Below are 23,843 nucleotides of genomic sequence, written 5' to 3'. Positions count from 1 at the left end.
CGACGGGTGCTACTGCACGCGGTGCAGGCGGGGCTCGGCGTGCTCCCGGTCCTCACCGCGCTGGCGGGGGACGCGCTGCCTCACCCAGGGGGCCTCCAGCTCGTCCGGGAAGAAGAGGTCTTCACCCAGCCCCTCCACTCGGACCTGGATGAGCGGATCCGCGGGGTACTGGCGGCTGGGGTCGTCGTAGACGAGCGCCACGACGGTGCCGGTGCGACCGAGGAACCCCGGGCTGATGGTGCCGTCCGAGGAAGTGCTGACGACCGTGACGTGCTCTCCGATTCGCACCGGTGCTCCGTCCACGTCCGTGCTCACGATGAGAGAGGGGTCCAGGGTCATGGGGCGTAGGAGCGGGGCTTGAGGGAGCGAGACATGACGAGGGCCACCCCACAGATGAGCGCCCACGCGAACAGGTGGTAGGTGGCCACGTGACGCCAGTCCTGTTCGCACGCCAGCTCACCGACGAAGGCTCCCGTCGTGCCGACGGACAACCCGGCGCACAGGGCGCGCAGGGGTTGGAAGGCCGCGCCGCGCAGCATCCACAGCGCCACCACGAGCGGCGCCGCGCCCACGGCCAGGTGGCTCACCGTGCACACCCAGGCAGGCAGGGACGGCGTCGTGCTGGGCGAGCCCCGCGCGAGCACCAACGTCGCCGCGCAGGCCATGGCCAACCCCACGCCGGCTCGACGCAGACCCCGTCCACGCGGGGACAGCGCGCCCCAGGCACAGACGGCGCTGGTCAGGAGCAACAGCAGCAGCAGGGGAACGCGCGCCAGCAGGGCCGGGGGGGTGAGCGCGCCAATGGCCAACATGACGCAGGCCACCAGCACGGCGAGCCCACCGGAGGACGCCATCATCCAGACGGCCTGCGTGCGCCAGGGCCGCACCGGCTCGCGCAGGGCCAGCTCTCCGCGTGCGCTCGCGAGGGCGCGTTCGAGCGCGCTGCTCCGCGCGGGGGGCGCTTCCTTGAGAAGGGCGTCGATGTCGATGGGCGGCTTCATCACGCCTCTCCCAGCCCGCTGAGCAGCTCACGGAGCTTCTCGTAGCCACGGTGTGCCCGCAGTCGCGCGGCGCCCGCGCTGATGCCCCGGAGCGAGGCAATCTCCTCGAACGACCAGCCTTCCACCTTGCTGAGCACCACCGCCTCGCGATGGTCCGGCGGAAGACTCTGCAGCGCGTCCAGGAGGTGGCGGCGGAGGGCGGGGTCCCCGGAGGGTGGGGGCACGGATGTGGGGGCGCCTGTGCCCTCGCCCGAGGAGTAGGACTCCACATGCTGACGATGACGCAGCGAATCGCGCGCGGCGTTGGCGGCGATGGTCATCAGCCAGGGGACGAAGCGGGTGCCGGGCTCATAGCGACCCCGGGCGCGGATGACGGACAGGAAGGTGGTCTGCAAGAGGTCCTCGGCGAGCGAGCCGTCGCGAACCATGCGCGTCAGAAAGCCCTGCACGCGGCCGGAGTGGCGCGCGAAGAGGGCCTCGAAGGCGTCTGGTGCTCCATCGCAGAACCGTTCCATGAGCTCTTCGTCCGAGGGACTCCCCATCACCCGGCTCATGGACGGCCCGCCCTGAAATATGTTTCCAGCCTGGAACCCGCGTGCTCCACGCCACCCAACCCGTCGTAATCACGGACGATGCCGGGCGTGCTCACCCGGGCTGAAGCACCAGCCGCGCGATTTCCGGCGGCGCGGCCACGCGCATCGGCGGCCCGACGAAACCACATCCCCGGCTGACGTAGATCTGCGAGTCGCCCGTGCGGCTGAGTCCCGCGTTGCGTTGTCCCCAGATGGCGTCGGCCATGAGGTTGCCAGGGAACATCTGCCCCCCGTGGGTATGGCCGGAGACCTGGAGGCCCACCCCGCGCCGGGCGACCTCGTCGAAGTTGGACGGCTGGTGTGCCAGGAGGACGGAGGCCCGGTCCGGATTCACGCCTCGCAGCGCCGCGTCCAGGTCGTACCCGGGCTCGCCCATCCGGGCCGCGCTCCAGTCGTCGACTCCGGCCAGGGTGAAGGACGCACCCGTCTCGCCGATGTCCACGGCGCGGTTGCGCAGCACGGTGATGCCCAGTCGCTCCAGGTAGGCCACCCATGACGATGCGCCAGAATAGTAGTCATGGTTGCCGGTGACGAAGAACACGCCGTGCCGGGCGCGCAGCGCGCCGAAGCCCGCGACGTAGGCACCCAGACGCTCCACGCTCCCATCCACCAGGTCCCCGGTGATGGCGATGACGTCCGGCTTCAGGGCGTTGGTGCGCGCCACCAGCTCGTCCACGAAGTGTCGCTGGAGCACGTCTCCGATGTGGATGTCGGTGAGCTGCACCAGGGAGAACCCATCCAGGGCCCGCGGCAGCCGGGGCAGGCGCACCGGGATGTCGCGCACGTCGGGAGGGTGGAATGCGCGCCACGCGCCAAAGGTGCTCACTCCAGCACCCGCGAGCCCCGCGCCCACGGCCAGTCCTCCGGTGAGGATGGCCCGGCGCTCGGGGGAGGGCGGTTGTGAGCGAAGCTCGGGAGCGAGTGCGGTGCGTCGCGCGCGCCACCGTGAGACGGCGCGCTGGCCGAGCTCCACGGCGAGCGTGAAGAGGAGCAGGTACAGCACCAGCCCCATCCACACGAGCAGGCCGATTCCGATGATGCGCCCGAACTCGGAGGGGAACAGGCCGCCGAGGAGCCTGAAGCCGACGGCCCCCAGGAAGCCGACGCCGAACAGGACCTGGGCGCCGAGCCGCAGCCCGCGTCGCGCCGTCTGGTCGCGCACCAGCCGGCGGTAGAGGTAGACGTGCGCGGTCGCCATCACCGCGAGGACCGGGACGAGGAACAAGAGGAGGCTGAGCCAGCGTGGCATCGTGCTCCTGCATAGCGGAAGCGTGCCGGGGGCGCCCGTGCAATTCGCTCCGGGGGCCCTGTCGGCAGGCAGGCGGTCACGCTTCTGCTTTCGTGAGGAGGCGCTCCGGGGCAGGCTGGGGGTCCGTTCAGCGCCGGACTCCGGCACACTCCTTCCGAGGCCCCCATGTTTCGCTCCCTGCTGCTCTGCGCCGCCCTGATGCTCCCCCTCGCGGGCTGCGACAGCGATGAAGTGGACACGCCGACGCCGGACACGGGCAACCCGGACAATGGCGACCCCACCAAGGTGACGTACGCGGAGAGCCTGAACGTGGACCTGGCGGCGATGACGCTCAGCTCCAGCGGCCTCTACACCCAGGACCTGGGAGCGCCGGGCGAGGGTGACGTGGCCACCTCGGGCAAGCGCGTCTACGTGCACTACACGGGCTGGCTGCCGGACGGGAAGAAGTTCGACTCGTCCGCGGGCAAGTCCCCCATCGACTTCACCCTGGGCCAGGGGGCCGTCATCAAGGGGTGGGACCAGGGCATCGCCGGCATGCGCGTGGGAGGCAAGCGCCGCCTCGTCATCCCGTCCTCGCTCGGGTACGGGTCGCAGGGCAGCTCGGGCGCCATTCCGCCGTACTCGGTGCTCGTCTTCGACACGGAGCTCATCCTCGTCCGCTGACGAGAGGCTCCTCGCCGGCCTGGATTCTTCGGGAGCCGGCGAGGGGTGATATAGGCGGCGCACGTCTGCCGGGACGTCGGGGCCCTCGGGTAGGGTTGCCGATGTGGGGGTCTCATCTCCCGGCCAGGGGGACGCGCAATGTCAGGGTCCGAGGCGGAAGTGCCCGAGTCGAACGGGGAACGAGCCAGTGCGGAAGGCACGCTCCAGGCGCTGCAATCCCTGATGGGGCTGGAGTCGGCCGCGACGGCGGCCAGGCTCTACGAGGAGCTGGGCTCCGCGCAGCGCGAGCGGCTGCTGCGCGACGCGGCGGCGACGCCTCCGGAGGTGCGCAAGCAGCTGGCGGAGGTGCTGCGGTGGGCGCGGGACTTCTCCGGCGCCGCGCGGCTCCTGGTGGGCTGCGGCGAGGACTCGCGGATGGCGGCGCTCTACGTCCAGGGCGGCCAGTACGTGGACGCGGCGGAGGCCTGGCTGCGCGCGGGTGAAGCGGACCGTGCCGCCGCCGCCTTCGAGCGTGGTGGCGCGCTGGAGCGGGCGCTGGATGTCTACCGGGGCCTGGGCGCGCGAGAGCCGGTGGCGCAGTGCCTGGTCCGCCTGGGCCGTCCCTTCGAGGCGGCGCTCATCTACCGCGAGCTGGGTCAGCCCCACGCGGAGGTGGAGGCGCTGGGCAGCGTGCCGGCGGGCGATGGACGGCACGTGGAGTCGGTGCTGCGCATGTGCATGTTGCTGGACGCGGAGGGCTTCACGCGCAGGGCGCTGGCGCTGCTCGCGGACACGATGCGGGGCTCGGAGGTCGCTCGGGGCGACCCCGCGCTGGCCGCGGAGAAGGCGCGCCTCTTGCGCCGCATGGGCATGGACGCGGAGGCGGAGGCCGTCATCGCGCGGCTGCCTTCCCAGCGCGCGTCGCCCGAGGCGAACGGCTACGGGTATCTCAAGGCGATTCCCATCTTCGGCGAGCTGTCGCTGGACGACATGAAGGACCTGTATCGCGTGGCGCGACAGGTGCTCATCCCCGCGGGCGCGGTGGTGCTGGAGAAGGGCGCCGCGGGCGTGGGCCTCTTCGTGTTGCTGGAGGGCACCGTGGATGTCTTCAGCGGCACGGAGGACGACGCGCGCCGGCTCAACACGCTCGGGCCCGGGGCCTATCTGGGAGAAATCTCGCTGGTCCAGGACGCGCCCGTGTCCGCCCGCGTCAAAGCGCGCACCGCCGTCCGCGCGCTGCGCATCACCCGCGCGGGCTTCCAGCACTACCTGGACACGCATGAGGCCGCCGCGCTGCGCATCTACCGGCTCTTCACCCAGAACCTCGCCGCACGCGTTCGGGCTCTCAGCGCCTGAGAGAAACACCTCCGCCGGTAGGGTTGAGCTGGGACAATCTTGCGTCAGGAGCAGGACACTTCGAAACTCGCGGATGTCGTTATCTCCAAGGAGAAGCTCCGCATGTCTTCGAAGCTCGTGTTCGCCGTCGTGACCCTGCTGTCGATGTCCGCTTTCGCCGAAGAGGACCTGAAGCCCGCGCAGGAGGAGGCCAAGGCTTCCTTCGAGGAGGCGACCGCCGAGGCGCTGAAGGCCGCCAACGAAAAGTGCGGCACGAAGCTCGCCGTGAAGACGGACTTCCAGAACTTCAAGCCGGAGGACTGGTCGGGCACGAGCTTCAGCTCGTACTGTGAAGCGGCGATCAACGGGGTGACGAGCCTGTGTGAGCGCCCGGCGTACAAGAAGTCGATCGCGAAGAAGGTCACCAGCTTGTCGTGCCTGTTCAGTGGCGTGAAGCCCGCGGACAAGAAGGACACCAGCGTCAACGGGGCGACGCAGGCGAACATCTCGCTCGACAAGGGCACCCTCACGTACCGCATGGGGAAGGACCACACGAACATCGAGGACAACACCAAGGCCGTGCTCGAGAAGGCGCTGAACTGACCATGGCGCGGAGGCTGGCGGTGATGTTCGCGCTGCTCGTGGCCCAGGCGGCCGTGGAGGCGGAGTCCCTGGAGGCCCTGTCGCTCAAGGTCTACCGGGGCAAGGACGGACAGACGTTGGAGGTCGTCATGCTGGCTCCTCGCGAGTCGGCGGCGGCGGTGCTCCAGCTTCGCGGTGCCGACTCCGAACATGATGGCCTCGCGGTGCGCTGCAAGGCGCGGAGCACCCGGGCCGGTGTCGACTACGTGGCCCGTCATCGCGGTGCGGACTGGGTGTTGGCGTCCGAGCGTGAGAGCGGTGTCTTCGAGGTCTATGTGCCGGGCAAGCCCGCCTTCCGCGTGCGGTTCAATCAAGAGGCGACGGATGCCGCGTCCGCCTCCGAGGTCCTCACCGCGCACACCCTGCAACGTGAGTCCGGGAGGGTCGCCGCCTTCGAGAAGAAGGCGTGGCCCCATTTGGAGAAGAAGTACACCGCGCGCGCCGCCGAGTCCCTGACGGCGCTGCGTGGTGCTTGTGGCACGTCGGCGAGCTTCAGCTTCGACTGGAAGACCTTCGATGACACGGTGATGGCCGACGTGGATGTCTGGGCCGCCTGCGCACCGCTGCTCACCCAGGCGCGGACCCGCTGTGCCGCGCTGAAGGACGTCACTGTGCTGTCGTGTCGCTTCGGGCCGGCGCTCGCGCTGGAGCGCAGCGGCTCCACGCTCATCTTCACCACGGTCCGCGAGGGCGCGGCCACCGGGGCGGCGTTTCTCGGCGGGAGGCTTGGACGATGAAGCGACACGCGGTGGTGATGGCTTGTCTGATGTCCACGGTGGCGGTGGCGAAGCCTCCGGCGACGCTCGCGGACCTCCAGGCGTTGTCCTCCCAGCAGGCCTGGGCGGAGCTGCTGGAGCGCGCGGAGGAGGTTCCCCCCGCGACGCGCACGGAGGCCTGGCGAGGCCTGGTCACCGAGGCCGCGACGGCGGAGGTCGAGGCCGTCACGCCCACGGACAAGGAGCCGTTCGCAGCGGCGCGGAAGGCGCACACCCTGGGCCAGCGGTATGCCTTCCTCACCAAGGCCCCGGCCTATACCGCCGTGCGTGACGCGAGCGCGGTGAAGGGGCTGGAGCGCTGCCTCGCGAAGGAGGGGCGCGACTGTGTCGAGACGTATCAACAGCTCGCGGTGGGCACCGGGCCGGAGTCCGCGCTGAAGGCCGCCCGGCTCGTGAGGCAGGGCCGCTTCGCGTATGTGGCGATGCCGCTCTTCGCCCTGGCGGTGGGGGAGCGCAAGGACTCCGAAGCCTGCAAGGACGAGGCGCTCGGGGAGACGGTGCTCGCGGCGCTGGACCTGCCCAAGGACGACGCTCGCGCGGCGGAGGCGAGGAAGGTGGCCTTCGAGCGGTGCTGGGCGGCGCTGGGCGCGAAGCTCAAGGCGGCCACGGTGGGCGCCTCCTCCTCCTTCCTGGCGAACACCTGCCAGCCCATGCGCACCCGCAAGGCGCTCACGGAGCTGCAGGACGACCTGTGCAAGGACGCGGAACTCTGAGCCGGACCGGGCCGATGCGCATCGCTCACCCGCGTTGCGCACGCGGTTGCGCCGAGCATCCAGGGGCGTGAGTTGACAATGGCTGTCGTCTGTCTTAACTCATACGCATCATGAGGCCCGTCTCCTTCACTGCCCTGCTGATTGCGCGCTTCCCCGCGCCGGCGGCGGACGTGTGCCTTTCCCCCCGTCACGAGGTTCTGCTCGACATTTGAGCAGGCGGGCCGGAGTCCTTCCGGTGCGCGGGTCGCTGGTTCCCGCGTGTCGTGAAGCCCGGTTCCGCCATGGCTCCGTCTGAGCCGTCGTGTGTCCTCACGCGTCCCTGAGCGGGCCCTTCGAGCCCCTCCGGCAAGTCGCGCGTGCGTGCGCCTGACGACTCCACGCCCGTCGTGTCTCCAACCGGCTCCTCAATCATTTTCCAACCCGCGGGCCTCGCTGCCCGACGGGAACAGGAGTCCTTTATGTCCCGCAGCACTCGCATCGAGCGGTATCGCAACATCGGCATCATGGCGCACATCGACGCGGGCAAGACGACGCTCACCGAGCGCGTCCTGTTCTTCACCGGTCGCATCCACTCCACGGGCGAAGTCCATGACGGCTCCACGGAGATGGACTGGCTGCCGCAGGAGAAGCAGCGCGGCATCACCATCACCTCCGCGGCCACCACCGCGTTCTGGTCTCCTCGTCACGGGCCCTCCACGGGCACGCCCCATCGCATCAACATCCTGGACACGCCGGGACACGTGGACTTCACCATCGAGGTGGAGCGCTCCCTGCGCGTGCTGGACGGCGCGGTGGCCGTGTTCGACGGAAGCCAGGGCGTGGAGCCCCAGTCGGAGGCGGTGTGGCGTCAGGCGGACCGCTACGGCGTCCCGCGCATCGCCTTCATCAACAAGATGGACAAGGTGGGCGCGGACTTCGCCATGAGCCTGGAGTCCATCCGTGAGCGCCTGGGCGCTCGCGCCGTGGCGGTGCAGTGGCCGCTCGGCAGTGAGTCGGAGTTCCAGGGCCTCGTGGACCTGGTGCGCATGAAGACGCTCCGCTTCGACGGCGAGGGCGGCGAGTACCACGAGGAGCAGTCCGTGCCGGAGGAGGTCCGGAAGCAGGTGGAGACGCTGCGCCTGCGGCTCATTGAAGCGGCGGCGGACGTGGACGACGGCGTCATGGAGAAGTTCGTGGACGGGCGGCTGGAAGACATCACGGAAGCGGACCTGGTGCGGGCGGTGCGCGCGGGGACGTTGTCGCGCACGCTGGTGCCGGTGCTCGCCGGCTCGGCGTTCAAGAAGAAGGGAGTGCAGATGCTGCTGGACGCCGTCGTCGACTACCTGCCCGCGCCCTCGGACCTTCCGGCGGTGGAGGGACTGGTGCCGGGCACGGAGCAACGTGCCTCGCGTGAACCGGCGGACGACAGTCCTCCGGCCGCGCTGGTGTTCAAGATGATGAGTGACAAGAACGTGGGCAACATCGTCTTCCTGCGTGTCTATTCGGGCACGCTGCGCGCGGGCACCGTCCTGCTCAATCCCGCCACGGGCAAGCGGGAGCGCGTGGGTCGGCTGATGTTCATGCATGCCAATCGCAGGGAGGAGGTCTCGGAAGTCCATGCGGGAGATATCGCGGCGGCGCTCGGCCTGAAGAACGTGCGCACGGGAGACACGCTGAGCGACCCCGAGGCACCGGTGGTGCTGGAGTCGCTCGGCTTCCCGGAGCCCGTGGTGCACCTCGCCGTGGAGGCGAAGTCGCCCGCGGAGCTGCCGAAGCTGGAAGAGGGCCTGCATCGACTGGCGGCGGAGGACCCGTCGCTGCGCGTGGGCGTGGACCCGGAGAGCGGCCAGGTGCTGCTGTCCGGAATGGGTGAGCTTCACCTGGAGGTGGTCGTGGACCGACTGAGGACGGAGTACGGCGTGGAGGCTCGCGTGGGACAGCCCAAGGTGGCCTACCGCGACACGCTCAAGCGCGCCGTGCGTCAGGAGTACCGGCACGTCCGTCAGACGGGCGGGCCCGGACAGTATGCGCGCGTGGTGCTGGACGTGGCTCCGGCGGCGCGAGGCGCGGGGCTCGTCTTCGTGGACGACACGAAGGGCGGCAGCATTCCGAGGGAGCTGGTGCCCGCCATCCAGAAGGGTGTCGCGGGGGCCATGGAGCGCGGCGTGCGGGACGGCGTGGCGCTCGTCGACGTGGAGGTCCGACTGGTGGATGGAGACACGCACGTGCGCGACTCCACCCCGCAGGCGTTCGCCATGGCGGGCTCCCTGGCGCTCCAGGAGGCGGTGCGGCGGGTGGGCGTGCAGGTGCTGGAGCCGGTGATGGACGTGGAGGTCACCACGCCCGAGGAGTACGTGGGCGAGGTGTTGGGAGACCTGGCCTCGCGGCGAGGTCGGGTGCTGGGGATGGAGACGCGGGGCAATGCCCGCGTGGTGTCCGCGCGGGTGCCCATGGCCAGCCTCTTCGGCTACGTGACGGGCTTGCGGGGCAGGACGCAGGGCCGGGCCCAGGCGAGCATGCGACTGGGGACGTATGAGCCCCTGCCAGACGTGCTCCAGGCGTCACTGTCCGAAGCGCGGGCGTGACGGAGGGTGAAGAGGGCCCCGAGGTGGATGACTCGGGGCCCTCTTTTTTCGCCCGCCATTCCACAAACCGGCTGTCAAGGGCTCGATTTCACGGGACATCCGACCCGGGAGAGGGCAGGGTCCGCGGCCGAATGCGTGGAATGGGAGGGAGGACCCCCCTGTTCTCCGACATTCTCAAGCGGGTCGGCCGGCCGGGCCGGACCGCGCACCGCCAGGTGCCCTCGATATTGAACTCGATTGGGCTCGCTGCGCGGGCTTCCTTGCCTTGCGAGGAAGCAGACTCACTTCGACTAGGAATCCATGACTTTCGACGAACTGCAGCTTCACGACACCCTCCTGCGCGCGGTCAAGGCGGAGGGGTACACCACTCCTACGCCCATCCAGATGAAGGCGATTCCTCACGCCCTGGCTGGGAAGGACGTGCTCGGCGTGGCCCAGACGGGCACGGGAAAGACGGCGGCCTTCGCGCTGCCGATTCTCCAGCGTCTGTCCGCCAAGGCGCCGACCGGGGGCGCGCGTCCCGTGCGTTGCCTGGTGCTCACTCCCACGCGAGAGCTCGCGGGGCAGGTGAGCGAGAGCTTCGCGACGTACGGCAAGAACCTTCCGCTGCGCCACGCGGTGATTTTCGGCGGCGTGGGCCAGGGCGCGCAGGTGCAGGCGCTCAAGAGTGGCGTGGATGTGCTGGTGGCGACGCCTGGCCGCCTGCTCGACCTGATGGACCAGGGCTACGTGTCGCTGCGCTCGCTCGAGGTGTTCGTGCTCGACGAGGCGGACCGCATGCTCGACATGGGCTTCATCCATGACGTGCGCAAGGTCATCAAGGCGCTGCCCTCGAAGCGGCAGACGCTCTTCTTCAGCGCGACGATGCCGCCGGAGATTGTCGACCTGTCTCGCAACATCCTCACGGACCCCATCCGCGTGGAGGTGACGCCGGTCTCCAGCACGGCGGAGACTGTCGCTCAGCAGGTGTACTTCGTGGAGCGCGAGCAGAAGCGCGGCTTGCTCACGCACCTCTTGAAGGACGGCAAGATTGAGCGGGCGCTGGTCTTCACGCGCACCAAGCATGGCGCCAACCGGGTGGCCAAGCAGCTCGAGGGCTCCGGAGTCACGGCCGCCGCGATTCACGGCAACAAGAGCCAGAACGCGCGCGAGCGTGCGCTGGACGACTTCCGCAACGGCTCGCTCCGGGTACTGGTGGCCACGGACATCGCGGCGCGCGGCATCGACATCGACGGGCTGAGCTTCGTCGTCAACTACGACCTGCCCAACGTGCCGGAGCAGTACGTGCACCGCATCGGCCGCACGGGCCGCGCGGGCGCCACGGGCACCGCGGTGTCCTTCTGCGACGGTGAGGAGCGCGCGTACCTTCGCGACATCGAGCGGACCATCCGCCGCAGCGTGCCGGTGGTGGAGGAGCATCCGTACCGCTCGGGCCTCGCGGCGCCGCGTCCTGGGGCCTCGGCCTCGGTGGACGAGCCTGTCGCGCGCAGCTCGAACGGCGGTGGGCAGTCGCGGGGCGGGCAGGGCGGTGGTGGCGGTGGCCGTGGCAATCAGCCCGGCAACTCGTCGCGTCGTCGCCGGGGTGGTGGCGGAGGCCAGGGACGTGCCGAAGGGGGCCGTTCCGCGCGGGGTGGTGGCGGCTCCGCGGGTTCGGGTCGTGGCGGTGGACAGCAGTCGCGCGGTGGCAATGCTCCATCTCGTGGGGGCAGCGCTCCGTCGCGCTCTTCGGGTCCGGCGCCGGCTCCCGCGAAGGTCGCCGAGCCGCCCGCGCGTCGTCAGACGTCGAAGTGGCTGTGAGCTGAAAGTCCCCTTGAGGGCCCGTGATGCGCGCTCGACGTGCTCACGGGGCCCCGAAGGTGATTGTTGGCGGTGACGGGTGGGCCGTTACCACAGGCCCGCCGTCATGGCCCCGAGGTGGACGGACTCGATTCGTTCGACCTCGAAATCCCGCACATGGTCGAGCTGGCTCCAGAGTCGCGCGTGGCCCTTGAGCCACCGGAGCCGCCGCACACGTCGCGCGAAGCGCTGTTGCTCCTCGGGTGTGGCGCGTCGGGGTGGGCCGAGCACGTGCCCCACGAGTCTCAGTGCGGGTGGGCGAGCAAAGCGCCCCGCGAAGAGTGAGCGGAGCCAGAACAGCTTGCCGCTGTCCACGGCGAGGATGCTCACCCGGGAGTCCTTCGTGAGGTTCGTCGGGAGCTGTCGCGCGAAGACCTCGAAGAAGATGCCCCGTCCGGGTTCACCCAGTAGCACCGAGCCGATGGGCGTCACGTGCGGTGCTCCGCGCGCATCGACGCTGGCGATGGCGAAGTGCAGGGAGCTGGCGAAGGCCCTGGAGAACAACTGACGAACCTGGCGCCACTGCTCGTGCAGCGCTGGGGTTGTGCTCGGTGGGCCTTTGGGCGCGGGCTGCGTGGCGGAGTTCATGACTCCTCGCGAGGTGCCATGGCCGCGATGGTGCCCTGGGCCACGGCGACCAGCGTCTCTCCCTTCTCGGTGACGACGAAGACGTCGCAGTGGCAGACGGACTGCCTGCGTCCGGCGTGCAGCGCGCGAGCCCTGGCGATGAGCATGGAGCCCTGGGCGGGGCGCACGTAGTTGATCTTGAACTCCGACGTGACGACGGGCGCAGCCATCGCCGAGCCTCCCGCGAAGGTGAGCGCGTTGTCGGCCATGTAGCTGAGCACGCCCCCGTGCACGAAGCCGTGCTGCTGGCCCAGTTCCGCGCGCAGCGGAAGTTCCAGAACGGCCTCGCCCTTCGTCAGATGCACCAGCCGGGTCCCCATCAGCGTGCTGAACGCCTGCTGCTTGAGCACCTGCTGACCCATCTCCATCAGTGACTCCACGGCGACCTCCTCGCTGTTTGGAATATCGTTCTAGAATGATGTTCTAAAGTAAGGTGGAGGGATGCGCAACCCGGGTCACCGGCGAGAAGAGGTCCTCAAGGCGGCGCTGGAGTGCTTCCTGGAGCGGGGCGTCGAGGGGACGACCCTGGCGGCCATCCGCGAGCGCTCGGGGGCCAGCACGGGGAGCATCTACCACCTGTTCGAGAGCAAGGACGCGATTGCCGCGGCGCTCTACCTGGAGGTCCTGGGCGAGTACCAGTCAGGAGTGGTGGAGGTGCTCAAGTCACAGCCAGGAGCCCGTGAGGGCGTCGAGGCGCTCGTGCGGCATCACCTGGAGTGGACGCTGGCGCGGCCGGATGCGACGCGCTTCCTCATGGGCGCGCGAGGCGTCGAAGCGGTCGTCGCGGCCGAGGCGAGCATCCGCGAGCAGAACAAGGGTTTCTTCCGGCAGCTGAAGGAGTGGTGGCAGGCGCGCGTCCGGGACGGCGCATTCGAGGAGATGCCCTTCGAGCTCTTCCTCGCCATCCTTCGCGGGCCGGCACAAGAACTGGTGCGCGACTGGCTCGCGGGACGGACGAAGACGGACTTGCGTGCGGCCATTCCGGTGCTTGCGCGCGCCGCGTGGCAGTCCGTGGAGAAGCGGTCACGATCGTGAAGTCGCCTGGACGATGAGCGTCGGCAGTGATGCCTGTCACAGGAGGTGCAGACGCTCGTGAGTTTGCACTCGCTGGCGTTCGGCGTTCCCTTCGTTGATCGGGCTGGATGTATGCGTTTAATTGGCTGGGTGGGAAATGACAGGGGTCGGGTTTACCCGGAGGTGCGGGTATGGACATGATTTGGCGTGGGCGTGATACTCATGCGTCAGCGCATGTCATGGGGGTGTGATGCACTATCGAGCCAAAGTCCTGCTGAGCCTGGGTGTCTCGGTTGCGTGTGTTGGCTGCTCTTGGTTCCAGAGCATTCATGGGCCATTCCCGAACTTTGTTCCAGTGATTGATTCTCCGACTCCAGATGAGCGACAGCTGGCAGCGCGTTACTTTGCGCTCTATCCGGATGGCGTTGATGCGGACGGTGGGGATGTGCTCCTGGATGCGGGAACTGTCGTTGTCGTGGGGGGCTTGGATGGCGGTGTTGATGGTGGGGTTGTCTATGACTCCAAGCGGATTCGGTACCCGATGCGCGATGGCTGGGCGTACTGTCGAAACATCGAACAGCATGCCGCGCGTACATCGAATGCGTGGGCTGCTGAGGGGATTGTCTTTCTGGGGGCAGGGTTGGCTGGTTCGGTGGCGGGAACCAAGATGATGACGGAGGGCAAGGCTACATTCGAAGATTTCGCGACACTGGGAGGTAGCCTCGTTGCCCTGGGTATCGGGATTTTCGGTCTGGAGAGAAGCTCTTCCGCCGCCAAGGCCTCGTCTACCGCTTCGCTGGGTATGGCCAGTCAGTCTTCTGATGCGGCCTTTGCAATCTGCATGGCGGCACGAAGTCAATGGATTTCAGATCGGCAGGAGGCAAACACCCAGGCTCGATTGATGATGATCAAGTATGCCGAAGGGGCGTTCAAGTCATCTGCCGCGACAGACGCCGGACCGGGTGATGCTGGAGCGGATGATGCAGGATCTGGCACAGGTGATTCCGCTGACGCAGCAGCGGGCGATGCGGGTACGGGCAATTCTGGAAGGGCTGACGCAGGAGTTGCTGACGCGGGCACGCGGTAGGTGGGATCCTTCGATGCGGGAGCGAGCAGTGCTCGGTGAGTGGGCTTACGTGAGACCTGCTTCAAGACTCGATGGATCGAGGAGGAATTCTGGTGACACATCCGACGACATCGGAATGTCGGGCCCAGTTGCTGAGTCTGCCCAGCGCGTTGCCGATGAGGACCCGGTCCGGCGTGGCTTCCTTTACGAGGTGGAGAAGGGCGCCGCCCTTTTTCATCGTCTCCCCTGGTTCGTTTGACTGGGCGGCGACGAGGCGCCGGTGGGCTGACACTGCGGGCGTGTCCGTGCGACGTTAGTGAAGCCGATGGCTCCTGGTGCATTGACCGAGACCGCTGTTACTACGCTCGTTGACCGCGTACTTCGCCCAGAGCGCTCCCAGTTGGCTGAGGCGAGCAGGCTCGTGCGAGGACTGGCGGATGTGCATGCCGCGTGGAGCGCACTCGTCGCATGCGGACTGGCCCAGCCAATGGGAAAGGACCGGGTCTTCAAGGTTCAAGGGGGAGAGGCCTTCGAGCACCCCATGACGGTGGACGAGTGCCTCGCCCTAGCGGGAGACCCCATTGGGATTGCCCAGGCGGAAGTTCATGCGGCGGAAGTGGCTCGACGGCTGGCGCCCTGGGGTGCTCCGATTCCGATGAGGATCGCCTGGCGAGTCATTGACCCTTCGCGAATCGGCCCCGCGAAGGACCCCGCGCGCAGCTTGATTCAGCGCACGCTGTTCGCGGATGCCGTGGCCTCGGCGGAGTACAATCGCGCTTTCACCCAGTCCCGCACGGCGTTCAAATCGAGGTTCAATGTCCGCGCGGAGGCTCGTGTCGACTTCGCCTTGGATGCCGCCTGGCGTGCCGTGGGCGGAAGGCTCGCTCTTCCTGATGGCCTCGTCCCGGGGCCTCTGCCGAATCCGTTCGAGCCGCTCCTGGCCATTTGGACCTTGGGCTACGCGCTCTATGCAATCCGACGCCAGGGACTCACATTGCTCGCGCCTGCCATCGAAGGGGAGCTTCGCCGCGAATGAGTCCGTCCGCAGTGCAGGGGCCCCGATTCGCGCGGGGCCCCTGAGCACTACATGTTGCGCCGGTACTGCCCGCCCACCTCGTACAGCGCGCGGGAGAGCTGGCCGAGCGTGCAGACCTTACAGGCGTCCATCAGCGCGGCGAAGATGTTGCCGTTGTCGAGCGCCGCGCGCTTCACCGCCTCCAGCGCCTCCGGAGCCGTGGCCGCGTTGCGCTTCCAGAAGGCGTCCCTCGCGGTGATGGAGTAGTCCTTCTCCTCCTTCGTCGCGCGAATCACCTCCGGCGGCGTCACCGTCGGAGAGCCCTTCGGGTCCAGGAACGTGTTCACCCCGATGATGGGCAGCGTCCCGTCGTGCTTCTGCATCTCGTAGTACAGCGACTCCTCTTGAATCTTGGACCGCTGGTACATGCGCTCCATCGCGCCCAGCACGCCGCCGCGCTCGGAGATGGCGCGGAACTCCGTGAGCACCGCCGCCTCCACCAGGTCCGTCAGCTCATCGATGATGAACGCGCCCTGGTTGGGGTTCTCATTCTTGGAGAGCCCGAACTCCTTGTTGATGATGAGCTGGATGGCGAGCGCGCGCCGCACGCTCTCCTCCGTGGGCGTGGTGATGGCCTCGTCGTACGCGTTGGTGTGCAACGAATTGCAGTTGTCGTTGAGCGCCAGCAAGGCCTGGAGCGTGGTCCGGATGTCATTGAAGGCGATCTCCTGCGCGTGCAGGGAACGGCCCGACGTCTGGATGTGGTACTTCAGCTTCTGCGAGCGGTCATTGCCGCCGTACTTGTCGCGGATGGCCTTCGCCCAGATGCGGCGCGCCACGCGGCCCAGCACCGCGTACTCCGGGTCCATTCCGTTCGAGAAGAAGAACGAGAGGTTGGGCGCGAAGTCGTCGATGTGCATCCCGCGCGACAGGTAGTACTCGACGAAGGTGAAGCCGTTGGCCAGCGTGAAGGCCAGCTGGGAGATGGGGTTCGCCCCGGCCTCCGCGATGTGGTAGCCGGAGATGGACACCGAGTAGAAGTTCCTCACCTTCTTGTCGGTGAAGTACTGCTGGATGTCGCCCATCACCCGCAGCGCGAACTCCGTGGAGAAGATGCAGGTGTTCTGCGCCTGGTCCTCCTTGAGGATGTCCGCCTGCACCGTGCCGCGCACCTGCTGAAGCGTCGCCGCGCGAATCTTCTCGTAGACGTCGCGGGGCAGCACCTCGTCGCCCGACACGCCGAGCAGCAGCAGGCCCAGCCCGTCATTCCCCTGAGGCAGGTCGCCCTGGTACCGGGGCCGGGGCACGCCACGCTCCCGGTAGAGCGCGTCGATCTTCTGCTCGACTTCGTCGACCTTGTTGTTGGCGCGAATCCACTTCTCGCACTGCTGGTCCACCGCCGCGTTCAGGAAGAACCCGAGCAGCATCGGCGCGGGGCCGTTGATGGTCATCGACACCGACGTCGCCGGGTCCGCCAGGTCGAAGCCCGAGTAGAGCTTCTTCGCGTCGTCCACGTTGGCGATGGACACGCCGGAGTTGCCCACCTTGCCGTAGATGTCCGGCCGGTGGTCCGGGTCCTCGCCGTACAGCGTGACGGAGTCGAACGCCGTGGACAGTCGCTTCGCGGGCAGTCCACGCGACACGTAGTGGAAGCGCTTGTTGGTGCGCTCCGGGCCGCCTTCACCCGCGAACATGCGCGCCGGGTCCTCACCCTCGCGCTTGAGCGGGAAGACGCCCGCGGTGAACGGGTATGCGCCCGGCGCGTTCTCCCTCAGCAGCCAGATGAGGATGTCGCCCCAGTCCTCGTAGCGGGGCAGGGCGATCTTCGGGATGCGCAGGTGTGACAGCGACTCGGTGAACAGGTCCAGCTCGATGACCTTGTCGCGCACCTGGTACTGGTACTTGGACGCCGCGTAGCGCCGCTTCGTCGCGGGCCACTCACTCAGGAGCCGGCGGCAGTCCGGATCCAGCCGGGACTCCAGGTCCTTGTACAGCTCCACCAGCTCGCTCAGGTACGCGGGCTCGCCCTCGACGCGCTCGGTGACGTGCACCACGTCGGAGGTGTCCTTCGGCTCGACGATTTCGAGGCGCTTCTTGCCGACGTTCTGTCGCAGCGCCTCGATGGTGCCGTGGAGCTGATACATCCGCCGCGCCACCGCCGCCTGCGAGCGCGCGAACTTGTCGTACGCCTCGCACGTCTCGACAATCTCCGCGAGGTAGCGGGTGCGCTCGGGCGGGATGATCCACTTCTTCTCGCTCATGCCCGGCGTCGCTTCCTGGTGCGACTGGAGCGGAGCGCCCGTCTTGCGGACCACCGTGTCGACGATGGCCCGGTAGAGCTGGTTCATCCCTGGGTCATTGAACTGCGAGGCGATGGTGCCGTACACGGGCACCGAGTCATCCGCCGTGGTGAACGCGTTGTGGTTGCGCTTCCACTGCTTGCGCACGTCGCGCAGCGCATCCAGCGAGCCGCGCTTGTCGAACTTGTTGATGGCGATGACGTCCGCGAAGTCGAGCATGTCGATCTTCTCGAGCTGCGTCGCCGCACCGTACTCGGCCGTCATCACGTACAGCGACACGTCCGAGTGCTCGATGATCTCCGTGTCGGACTGACCGATGCCGGAGGTCTCCACCACGATGAGGTCGAAGCCCGCGGCCTTGCACACCTCGATGGAGTCGCCCACGTGCTTGGACAGCGCGAGGTTGCTCTGCCGCGTCGCCATGGAGCGCATGTACACGCGCGGGTTGTCGATGGCGTTCATCCGGATGCGGTCGCCCAGCAGCGCGCCGCCCGACTTGCGCTTCGACGGGTCCACGGACAGCACCGCCAGCGTCTTGTCCGGGAAGTCGGTGAGGAAGCGGCGCACCAACTCGTCCACGAGGCTGGACTTGCCCGCGCCACCGGTGCCGGTGATGCCCAGCACGGGCACGCGCGGCTGCTTCGCGCTCAGCTTCGTCATCGCGTCGCGCAGCGCATCACCCGCGCTCGCGAAGTTCTCCGCGATGGTGATGAGCGAGGCGATCTTCATCGAGTCGCGCACCGGCATGGCGGCGACGGCCGGCCCGTAATCCGCGGGGCGCTTCTCGAAGTCACACTCCTGGATGAGGTGGTCGATCATCCCCTGCAGGCCCATGGAGCGGCCGTCGTCCGGGGAGTAGATGCGCGTCACGCCATAGGCATGCAGTTCATCGATTTCGGAGGGGAGGATGGTGCCGCCACCGCCGCCGAAGACCTTGATGTTCGCCCCGCGCTGCTTCAGCAGGTCGATCATGTACTTGAAGAACTCGACATGGCCTCCCTGGTAGGAGGTGATGGCGATGCCCTGGACGTCCTCCTGGATGGCGCAGTCGACAATCTCGGAGACCGAGCGGTTGTGTCCCAGGTGGATGATTTCGGCGCCCGAGGCCTGCATCAGCCGGCGCATGACATTGATGGCCGCGTCATGCCCGTCGAACAGGGAGGCGGCCGTCACGATTCGCACATGGAATCGCGGCTTGTAGGGCCCGGGAACCGGGGTCAACTGAACGTTTCTCACGCCGCGTACAGTAGGAGCGCGGTGGGTGTCGGGCAAGCGATTGAAGCGGGGCCCGCCGAGGCTCGACGCGGACTGTCAAGCCCTCGATTCTGGGAGGAATGCCCCCAGGACGCGCAGTGCGGCGGAGGTCGCCGTGGCGCGGCCCTCGCGCACGTCGTTCTCCAGCTGCGGCACCAGGGCGGCCACCATGGGGTTCGCATGCAGGGCCGCCCGCAGGCCGTCCTGCACCATGGACCACATCCAGCCCACCTGCTGCGCGTGCCGGCGCTGCTCCATTGCTCCCGATGCCACGCGTCTGGCCACCTGGGCCTCCAGCGAGGTCCACAGCGCATCGATGCCCGTGCCCTCCATCGCGCTGCACGTCGTCACCACGGGCTCGTTGCCCGGGCGCATCAGGTGCAGCGCGGCGCGGTACTCGGCGCGGGCGCGCTCGGCCCGGGGCTTGTTGTCCCCGTCCGCCTTGTTGATGGCGAGCATGTCCGCCACCTCCAGGATGCCGCGCTTGATGCCCTGGAGCTCATCGCCCGCGCCCGCGAGCATCAGCACCAGGTAGAAGTCCACCATGTCGGCGACCACCGTCTCCGACTGGCCCACGCCCACCGTCTCCACCAGCACCACGTCGAAGCCCGCGGCCTCGCACAGGAGCAGCGTCTCGCGCGTCTTGCGGGCCACGCCGCCCAGCGTGCCGCTGGAAGGACTGGGACGGATATAGGCGGCCGTCTCGCGCGACAGGCGGGCCATGCGCGTCTTGTCGCCGAGGATGCTGCCTCCGGAGATGGTGCTCGACGGGTCGATGGCGAGCACCGCGACCCGGTGCCCCGCGCCCACCAGGTGCATGCCCAGCGCGTCGATGAACGTGCTCTTGCCCACGCCGGGTACGCCGCTGATGCCCACGCGTCGGCTGCCCCCCGTGTGAGGGAGCAGACGCGTGAGCACTTCCTGGGCGAGCGACTGGTGGCGCGGATGCCCGCTCTCCACCAGGGTGATGGCGCGAGCCAGCACGGCCCGGTCGCCCGAGCGGACGCCTTCCACATAGGCCTCCGCCGTCAGCAGCTTCACGCCTCCTCCTGCGCCGCCGAGAGCTTCTCCAGCAGCTCCACCGCGGCCTTCGAGATGACGGTGCCCGGGCCGAAGATGGCGGCGGCGCCCGCGGCCCGCAGCTCGTCGTAGTCCTGCGCCGGGATGACGCCACCGACGACGACCATGATGTCCTCGCGGCCCAGGTCGGCCAGGGCGCGCTTGAGCTGCGGCACCAGCGTGAGGTGGCCGGCGGCCAGGGAGCTGGCGCCCACCACGTGCACGTCATTCTCCACGGCCTGGCGCGCGGACTCCTCCGGCGTCTGGAACAGCGGGCCGATGTCCACGTCGAAGCCCAGGTCCGCGAAGGCCGTGGCGATGACCTTCTGTCCCCGGTCATGCCCGTCCTGCCCCATCTTCGCGATGAGGATGCGCGGCCGACGGCCGAACCGCGCGAGGAACGCGTCCGCCGCGGCGCGCGCCTGGAGGATGCCCTGGGAGTCCTTGCCTGCCTCGCTCGAATACACGCCGGACACGCTTCGCACCGTGGCCTCGTAGCGCCCGAAGACCTTCTCGAGCGAGTCGCTGATTTCCCCCACCGTGGCCTTCGCCCGCGCCGCGTCGATGGCCAGCGCCAGCAGATTCCCCTCGTTGCGCCGGCCCGCCTCCGTCAGCGCGTCCAGCCGCCGCCGCACTTCCTCCGCGTTGCGCTCCGCGCGCAGTTCCTTGAGCCGGGCAATCTGCGCCTCGCGCACCGCGGAGTTGTCCACCTTGAGGATCTCGATGTTGTCCGGACGCTCGGGCGGGTACTTGTTCACGCCGATGATGGCCTGACGGCCGGAGTCGATGCGCGCCTGCGTGCGGGCCGCGGCCTCCTCGATGCGCAGCTTGGGCAGGCCTGCTTCAATCGCCTTCGTCATGCCACCCAGCGCCTCGACCTCCTGGATGTGGCCCCAGGCCTTCTGCGCCAGCTCGTGGGTGAGCCGCTCCACGTAGTAGCTGCCGCCCCACGGGTCGATGACGCGCGTCGTCCCGCTCTCCAACTGGAGATAGAGCTGGGTGTTGCGAGCGATGCGCGCGCTGAAGTCGGTGGGAAGAGCAATCGCCTCGTCGAGCGAGTTGGTGTGCAGGCTCTGCGTGTGGCCCTGGGTGGCGGCCATGGCCTCCACGCACGTGCGCACCACGTTGTTGTAGACGTCCTGCGCGGTGAGGCTCCAGCCGGAGGTCTGCGAGTGGGTGCGCAGCGCCAGGCTCTTGTCGCTCTTGGGGCTGAAGCCCTTGATGAGCTTGGCCCAGATCATCCGGGCCGCGCGCATCTTCGCCACCTCCATGAAGAAGTTCATGCCGATGGCCCAGAAGAACGACAGCCGGGGCGCGAAGGCATCCACTCCCAGGCCCGCCGCCAGACCCGCGCGCACGTACTCCACGCCGTCCGCGAGCGTGTAGCCCAGCTCCAGGTCCTGCGTCGCTCCCGCCTCCTGCATGTGGTAGCCGCTGATGCTGATGCTGTTGAAGCGCGGCATCTTCTCGGCGGTGAAGCGGAAGATGTCGCCGATGATGCGCATCGACGGGCCCGGCGGGTAGATGTACGTGTTGCGGACCATGAACTCCTTGAGGATGTCGTTCTGGATGGTCCCGCTGAGTTGCTCGGGCTTGACGCCCTGCTCCTCGGCCGCGACGACGTAGAGCGCGAGGATGGGCAGCACCGCGCCGTTCATCGTCATCGACACGCTCATCTGGTCGAGCGGGATGCGGTCGAACAGGATGCGCATGTCCTTGATGGAGTCGATGGCCACGCCCGCCATGCCCACGTCGCCCGCGACGCGCGGATGGTCGCTGTCGTAGCCCCGGTGCGTCGCGAGGTCGAAAGCAATCGACAGACCCTTCTGACCGGCCGCGAGGTTGCGTCGGTAGAAGGCGTTGGACGCCTCGGCCGTGGAGAAGCCCGCGTACTGGCGCACCGTCCACGGCTGCTGCACGTACATGGTGGAGTAGGGACCGCGCACGAAGGGCGGCAGGCCCGGCAGTGAGCCCAGGTGCTCGACGTCCGCCAGGTCCTCGCGCGTGTACACGGGCTTGACGGGGATGCCCTCGGGCGTGTCCCAGCGTTCGGCATCGCGCCGGCTGGTGTCCGCCTGGCTGCCCTGCGCGTCGAGCGCGGGAGCAGGAGGCTGCGTCTCGGGAGCGTCGAAGTCGATGCCGGAGAAGTTCGGGACGTGGGTGCGCATCAGGCCACTCCGAGCTGCGCGTGCAGCGAGGACAGGAGCGAGAACAGGTCCGCTCCCGCGTAGATGAAGAGGTCCACACCAGCCGCGCGGAACGCGGCCTCGTTGTCACCAGGACGACCCGCCACGGCGACCACTCGCGCGCCCTTGGCCTTGAGCTGGCGGGTCAGCGCGGGCACCCACTCCGGATACATCGCGTCGGGTCCGGAGATGACCGCGAGGGATGTGCCGGACTCGACGAAGGCGGCCACGGCGGCGGCCGGGTCGGCGAAGCCGTGCTTCTCTCTCGACTCGATGCCTCCCGCGGCCAGCGCGTTGACCACCCACATGGACCGCGTCGTGTGCTCCGCCACCGCGCCCAGGCTCGCGAGGAACGCGGCGGGGCGCTGGCCCTTCGCCGCGAGCGTGCGATCACTCGCGTCGCGCAGCAGCTCGAAGGGCTCCGAGAGGCGAGAGGGCTTGAGGCCCACGCTCTTGCTCGCCTCCGCGCTCGCCTGGGTGCCAGGGGCCTTGCGGGCCTCGCGCTTCACGGGCGTCTCCCCCAGGAAGGGGAACTCACTCACGCCGACGATGGGCTGCTTGCGCGTGCGCACGGCCTTGTCCCGCGCCGCGCGCGTCTCCGTGAGCACGCGGGCGATATCGCCTTGAGCAAGCGCCTTCTCCATGCCGCCCAGTCCCTCGATTCGCTGCAGCTCCGTCCAGGCCGCGCGCGCGATTTCGGTGGTGAGCTGCTCCAGGTAGTAGCTGCCGCCCGCGGGGTCCGCGACGCGGTTGAGGCTGGACTCGTCGCGCAGGATGAGCTGCGTGTTGCGCGCCAGCCTGCGCGCGCCCTCGTCGGGAGGACCCAGGGGCTCGTCGAAGGGCGACGTGCTGATGCTGTCCGCGCCCGCGACGACGGCGGCGAAGGACTCGGCCGTGCCGCGCAGGATGTTCACCCAGGGGTCGCGCTGCGTCTTCGTGGCGCTCGCGGTGCGCGCGTGCAGCCGCATGGCCTGCGCCTCGGGGGAACCGCCTGACGCGGCGACGACCTTGGCCCAGAGCAGCCGCGCGGCGCGCAGCTTTGCAATCTCCGGGAAGAACTGTCCGCCGACGGACAGCGCGAACTGCACCGAGCGCGCCGCGACGTCCGGAGACACGCCCGCGCGCTCCATCCCGCGCAGGTACTCGACGCCCGTGGCGATGGCCCATGCCAGCTCATGCACCGACGTGGCGCCCGCGTCCGAGTACGCCCGCGTCGAGACGAGCAGCGCGCGCAGCTCCGGTGCGCTCTCGCGCAGCGACGTGACGAGCGGCGCGGCCTCGGTGAACGTCCCGTCGACGCCACCCGGCAGCGCGCCGGTGCGAGCGAGGATGCCCAGCGGGTCGATGCCCAGCGAGCCGCTCAGCGCCTGGTGCGAAACACCGGCCTTCGTGGCGACGCCCAGCAGCAGGGACGCCATGGAGACGGGCGCCGACTCGGACTCCATGTGTACGGGAGTGCGGGCCAGGAGCACGGAGGACAAGAGCCGCTCCATCGTGGCCTCGTCCTTCACGGGGATGCCGCGAGTGGGGCCCAGGCAGAGCCAGACCGCCAGCGTGCCGCGCTCCAGGTCATTGCGGATGGCCTCGGCGGCGATGGCGATGTCGGGCTCGGCGTACTCCTGGCACACCAGCCATCCACCCTCGGTGTGGCCCAGGGCCTGCGTGCCTCGCACGTACGGCGCGACGCCCGGGGGCGGCGGCGGCGCGGCATCCTGGGAAGCGTAGAGGGGCTGAAGCGTCAGTCCGCCATCCAGCGGTGACTGGAGCGACGTGAAGGGCTTTCCCTTCAGGTCCTTGTCCACCAACCGGCGCCACTCTTCGAGCGAGCGAGCCGGGAACTCGGTGGCGATGTGAAGAGGCACTTGCGACATGCTGTGTCCTCGCAGGGGAGTGGCACCGTGGGACGGGCCGTTCCCGTCCCATAGGCGCAAAAACGGGCCGCGGCAATGGCGAGGTGAGCCCGGGTCTTGT

Annotated in this window: 20 protein-coding genes; 10 read left to right on the top strand and 10 right to left on the bottom strand. The window is 68.7% G+C overall.

Annotation, left to right across the window (positions count from 1 at the left end; all coding sequences use genetic code 11):
* Positions 1 to 9 precede the first annotated feature (9 nt).
* From LZ199_RS14530 to LZ199_RS14515, 4 genes are all read right to left on the bottom strand, one after another.
* The gene (locus tag LZ199_RS14530) at positions 10 to 339 is read right to left on the bottom strand and encodes a Carotenogenesis protein CarS (protein WP_253994281.1); all 330 of its coding nucleotides are present in this window, start codon (positions 337 to 339) and stop codon (positions 10 to 12) included.
* Positions 336 to 1,001 carry a DUF1109 domain-containing protein gene (locus tag LZ199_RS14525; protein ID WP_253994280.1) on the bottom strand — a complete coding sequence of 222 codons (666 nt, stop codon included), beginning with the start codon at positions 999 to 1,001 and terminating at the stop codon, positions 336 to 338. Before LZ199_RS14525 ends, LZ199_RS14530 begins: the two co-directional genes overlap by 4 nt.
* Complete coding sequence (locus tag LZ199_RS14520) at positions 1,001 to 1,543, bottom strand: RNA polymerase sigma factor (protein WP_253994560.1); 543 nt, start codon at positions 1,541 to 1,543, stop codon at positions 1,001 to 1,003. The genes LZ199_RS14525 and LZ199_RS14520 overlap by 1 nt, the downstream gene beginning before the upstream one ends.
* Positions 1,544 to 1,646: 103 nt before the next feature.
* Positions 1,647 to 2,843 (bottom strand): metallophosphoesterase, encoded by a 1,197-nt coding sequence (locus LZ199_RS14515; protein WP_253994279.1) that lies wholly within the window; start codon positions 2,841 to 2,843, stop codon positions 1,647 to 1,649.
* Between the two features lie 165 nt (positions 2,844 to 3,008).
* Between LZ199_RS14515 and LZ199_RS14510 the strand changes: the two genes are divergently transcribed.
* The 7 genes from LZ199_RS14510 to LZ199_RS14480 all read left to right on the top strand — a co-directional run bounded on the left by LZ199_RS14510 (position 3,009) and on the right by LZ199_RS14480 (position 11,312).
* Positions 3,009 to 3,506, top strand: coding sequence for an FKBP-type peptidyl-prolyl cis-trans isomerase (locus LZ199_RS14510; RefSeq protein ID WP_253994278.1), 498 nt, complete (start codon positions 3,009 to 3,011; stop codon positions 3,504 to 3,506).
* A 138-nt stretch (positions 3,507 to 3,644) separates the two neighbouring features.
* Positions 3,645 to 4,841 (top strand): cyclic nucleotide-binding domain-containing protein, encoded by a 1,197-nt coding sequence (locus LZ199_RS14505; protein WP_253994277.1) that lies wholly within the window; start codon positions 3,645 to 3,647, stop codon positions 4,839 to 4,841.
* A 102-nt stretch (positions 4,842 to 4,943) separates the two neighbouring features.
* Entirely contained in the window at positions 4,944 to 5,423 is a 480-nt protein-coding gene (locus LZ199_RS14500) for a hypothetical protein (protein WP_253994276.1), read from the top strand.
* 2 nt (positions 5,424 to 5,425) lie between these two features.
* Positions 5,426 to 6,199 (top strand): hypothetical protein, encoded by a 774-nt coding sequence (locus LZ199_RS14495; protein WP_253994275.1) that lies wholly within the window; start codon positions 5,426 to 5,428, stop codon positions 6,197 to 6,199.
* Positions 6,196 to 6,951: a hypothetical protein gene (locus LZ199_RS14490; RefSeq protein ID WP_253994274.1), complete on the top strand. Its 756-nt coding sequence runs from the start codon at positions 6,196 to 6,198 to the stop codon at positions 6,949 to 6,951. Before LZ199_RS14495 ends, LZ199_RS14490 begins: the two co-directional genes overlap by 4 nt.
* Positions 6,952 to 7,409: 458 nt before the next feature.
* Positions 7,410 to 9,515, top strand: coding sequence for an elongation factor G (gene fusA / locus LZ199_RS14485; RefSeq protein ID WP_253994273.1), 2,106 nt, complete (start codon positions 7,410 to 7,412; stop codon positions 9,513 to 9,515).
* A gap of 300 nt (positions 9,516 to 9,815) precedes the next feature.
* Positions 9,816 to 11,312, top strand: coding sequence for a DEAD/DEAH box helicase (locus tag LZ199_RS14480; RefSeq protein WP_253994272.1), 1,497 nt, complete (start codon positions 9,816 to 9,818; stop codon positions 11,310 to 11,312).
* A gap of 87 nt (positions 11,313 to 11,399) precedes the next feature.
* Here LZ199_RS14480 and LZ199_RS14475 read toward each other — a convergent pair whose 3' ends face one another.
* Both LZ199_RS14475 and LZ199_RS14470 read right to left on the bottom strand, forming a co-directional pair.
* Positions 11,400 to 11,939, bottom strand: coding sequence for a pyridoxamine 5'-phosphate oxidase family protein (locus LZ199_RS14475; RefSeq protein WP_253994271.1), 540 nt, complete (start codon positions 11,937 to 11,939; stop codon positions 11,400 to 11,402).
* Entirely contained in the window at positions 11,936 to 12,358 is a 423-nt protein-coding gene (locus tag LZ199_RS14470; protein WP_253994270.1) for a PaaI family thioesterase, read from the bottom strand. Before LZ199_RS14470 ends, LZ199_RS14475 begins: the two co-directional genes overlap by 4 nt.
* Positions 12,359 to 12,419: 61 nt before the next feature.
* Here LZ199_RS14470 and LZ199_RS14465 point away from each other — a divergent pair, with 61 nt between their 5' ends.
* The 3 genes from LZ199_RS14465 to LZ199_RS14455 all read left to right on the top strand — a co-directional run bounded on the left by LZ199_RS14465 (position 12,420) and on the right by LZ199_RS14455 (position 15,094).
* Positions 12,420 to 13,013: a TetR/AcrR family transcriptional regulator gene (locus tag LZ199_RS14465; protein ID WP_253994269.1), complete on the top strand. Its 594-nt coding sequence runs from the start codon at positions 12,420 to 12,422 to the stop codon at positions 13,011 to 13,013.
* 229 nt (positions 13,014 to 13,242) lie between these two features.
* Positions 13,243 to 14,079: a hypothetical protein gene (locus LZ199_RS14460; RefSeq protein WP_253994268.1), complete on the top strand. Its 837-nt coding sequence runs from the start codon at positions 13,243 to 13,245 to the stop codon at positions 14,077 to 14,079.
* Positions 14,080 to 14,599: 520 nt separating this feature from the next.
* Complete coding sequence (locus tag LZ199_RS14455; protein ID WP_253994267.1) at positions 14,600 to 15,094, top strand: hypothetical protein; 495 nt, start codon at positions 14,600 to 14,602, stop codon at positions 15,092 to 15,094.
* A gap of 47 nt (positions 15,095 to 15,141) precedes the next feature.
* Here the strand turns inward: LZ199_RS14455 and LZ199_RS14450 are convergent, their stop codons facing one another.
* From LZ199_RS14450 to LZ199_RS14435, 4 genes are all read right to left on the bottom strand, one after another.
* The gene (locus LZ199_RS14450; protein WP_253994266.1) at positions 15,142 to 18,609 is read right to left on the bottom strand and encodes a methylmalonyl-CoA mutase family protein; all 3,468 of its coding nucleotides are present in this window, start codon (positions 18,607 to 18,609) and stop codon (positions 15,142 to 15,144) included.
* Positions 18,610 to 18,684: 75 nt separating this feature from the next.
* A complete protein-coding gene (gene meaB, locus LZ199_RS14445; protein WP_253994265.1) occupies positions 18,685 to 19,668 on the bottom strand; it encodes a methylmalonyl Co-A mutase-associated GTPase MeaB in 984 nt (327 codons plus the stop codon).
* On the bottom strand, positions 19,665 to 21,854 hold the full coding sequence (gene scpA, locus LZ199_RS14440; RefSeq protein WP_253994264.1) for a methylmalonyl-CoA mutase: 2,190 nt from the start codon (positions 21,852 to 21,854) through the stop codon (positions 19,665 to 19,667). Before scpA ends, meaB begins: the two co-directional genes overlap by 4 nt.
* On the bottom strand, positions 21,854 to 23,743 hold the full coding sequence (locus LZ199_RS14435) for a methylmalonyl-CoA mutase subunit beta (RefSeq protein WP_253994263.1): 1,890 nt from the start codon (positions 23,741 to 23,743) through the stop codon (positions 21,854 to 21,856). Before LZ199_RS14435 ends, scpA begins: the two co-directional genes overlap by 1 nt.
* Positions 23,744 to 23,843 lie beyond the last annotated feature (100 nt).

The sequence above is a fragment of the Myxococcus qinghaiensis genome (genome assembly GCF_024198215.1).
In the GTDB taxonomy this organism is placed as follows: Bacteria; Myxococcota; Myxococcia; order Myxococcales; family Myxococcaceae; genus Myxococcus; species Myxococcus qinghaiensis.
The sequence above is the reverse complement of the archived record's forward strand: the minus strand, read 5'-3'. Positions and strand labels throughout refer to the sequence as shown.

Coding starts and splice junctions, on each gene's coding strand:
- LZ199_RS14530 (WP_253994281.1), bottom strand. CDS start 339: ATGACCCTGGACCCCTCTCTCATCGTGAGCACGGACGTGGACGGAGCA.
- LZ199_RS14525 (WP_253994280.1), bottom strand. CDS start 1,001: ATGAAGCCGCCCATCGACATCGACGCCCTTCTCAAGGAAGCGCCCCCC.
- LZ199_RS14520 (WP_253994560.1), bottom strand. CDS start 1,543: ATGGGGAGTCCCTCGGACGAAGAGCTCATGGAACGGTTCTGCGATGGA.
- LZ199_RS14515 (WP_253994279.1), bottom strand. CDS start 2,843: ATGCCACGCTGGCTCAGCCTCCTCTTGTTCCTCGTCCCGGTCCTCGCG.
- LZ199_RS14510 (WP_253994278.1), top strand. CDS start 3,009: ATGTTTCGCTCCCTGCTGCTCTGCGCCGCCCTGATGCTCCCCCTCGCG.
- LZ199_RS14505 (WP_253994277.1), top strand. CDS start 3,645: ATGTCAGGGTCCGAGGCGGAAGTGCCCGAGTCGAACGGGGAACGAGCC.
- LZ199_RS14500 (WP_253994276.1), top strand. CDS start 4,944: ATGTCTTCGAAGCTCGTGTTCGCCGTCGTGACCCTGCTGTCGATGTCC.
- LZ199_RS14495 (WP_253994275.1), top strand. CDS start 5,426: ATGGCGCGGAGGCTGGCGGTGATGTTCGCGCTGCTCGTGGCCCAGGCG.
- LZ199_RS14490 (WP_253994274.1), top strand. CDS start 6,196: ATGAAGCGACACGCGGTGGTGATGGCTTGTCTGATGTCCACGGTGGCG.
- fusA (WP_253994273.1), top strand. CDS start 7,410: ATGTCCCGCAGCACTCGCATCGAGCGGTATCGCAACATCGGCATCATG.
- LZ199_RS14480 (WP_253994272.1), top strand. CDS start 9,816: ATGACTTTCGACGAACTGCAGCTTCACGACACCCTCCTGCGCGCGGTC.
- LZ199_RS14475 (WP_253994271.1), bottom strand. CDS start 11,939: ATGAACTCCGCCACGCAGCCCGCGCCCAAAGGCCCACCGAGCACAACC.
- LZ199_RS14465 (WP_253994269.1), top strand. CDS start 12,420: ATGCGCAACCCGGGTCACCGGCGAGAAGAGGTCCTCAAGGCGGCGCTG.
- LZ199_RS14460 (WP_253994268.1), top strand. CDS start 13,243: ATGCACTATCGAGCCAAAGTCCTGCTGAGCCTGGGTGTCTCGGTTGCG.
- LZ199_RS14455 (WP_253994267.1), top strand. CDS start 14,600: ATGACGGTGGACGAGTGCCTCGCCCTAGCGGGAGACCCCATTGGGATT.
- scpA (WP_253994264.1), bottom strand. CDS start 21,854: ATGCGCACCCACGTCCCGAACTTCTCCGGCATCGACTTCGACGCTCCC.
- LZ199_RS14435 (WP_253994263.1), bottom strand. CDS start 23,743: ATGTCGCAAGTGCCTCTTCACATCGCCACCGAGTTCCCGGCTCGCTCG.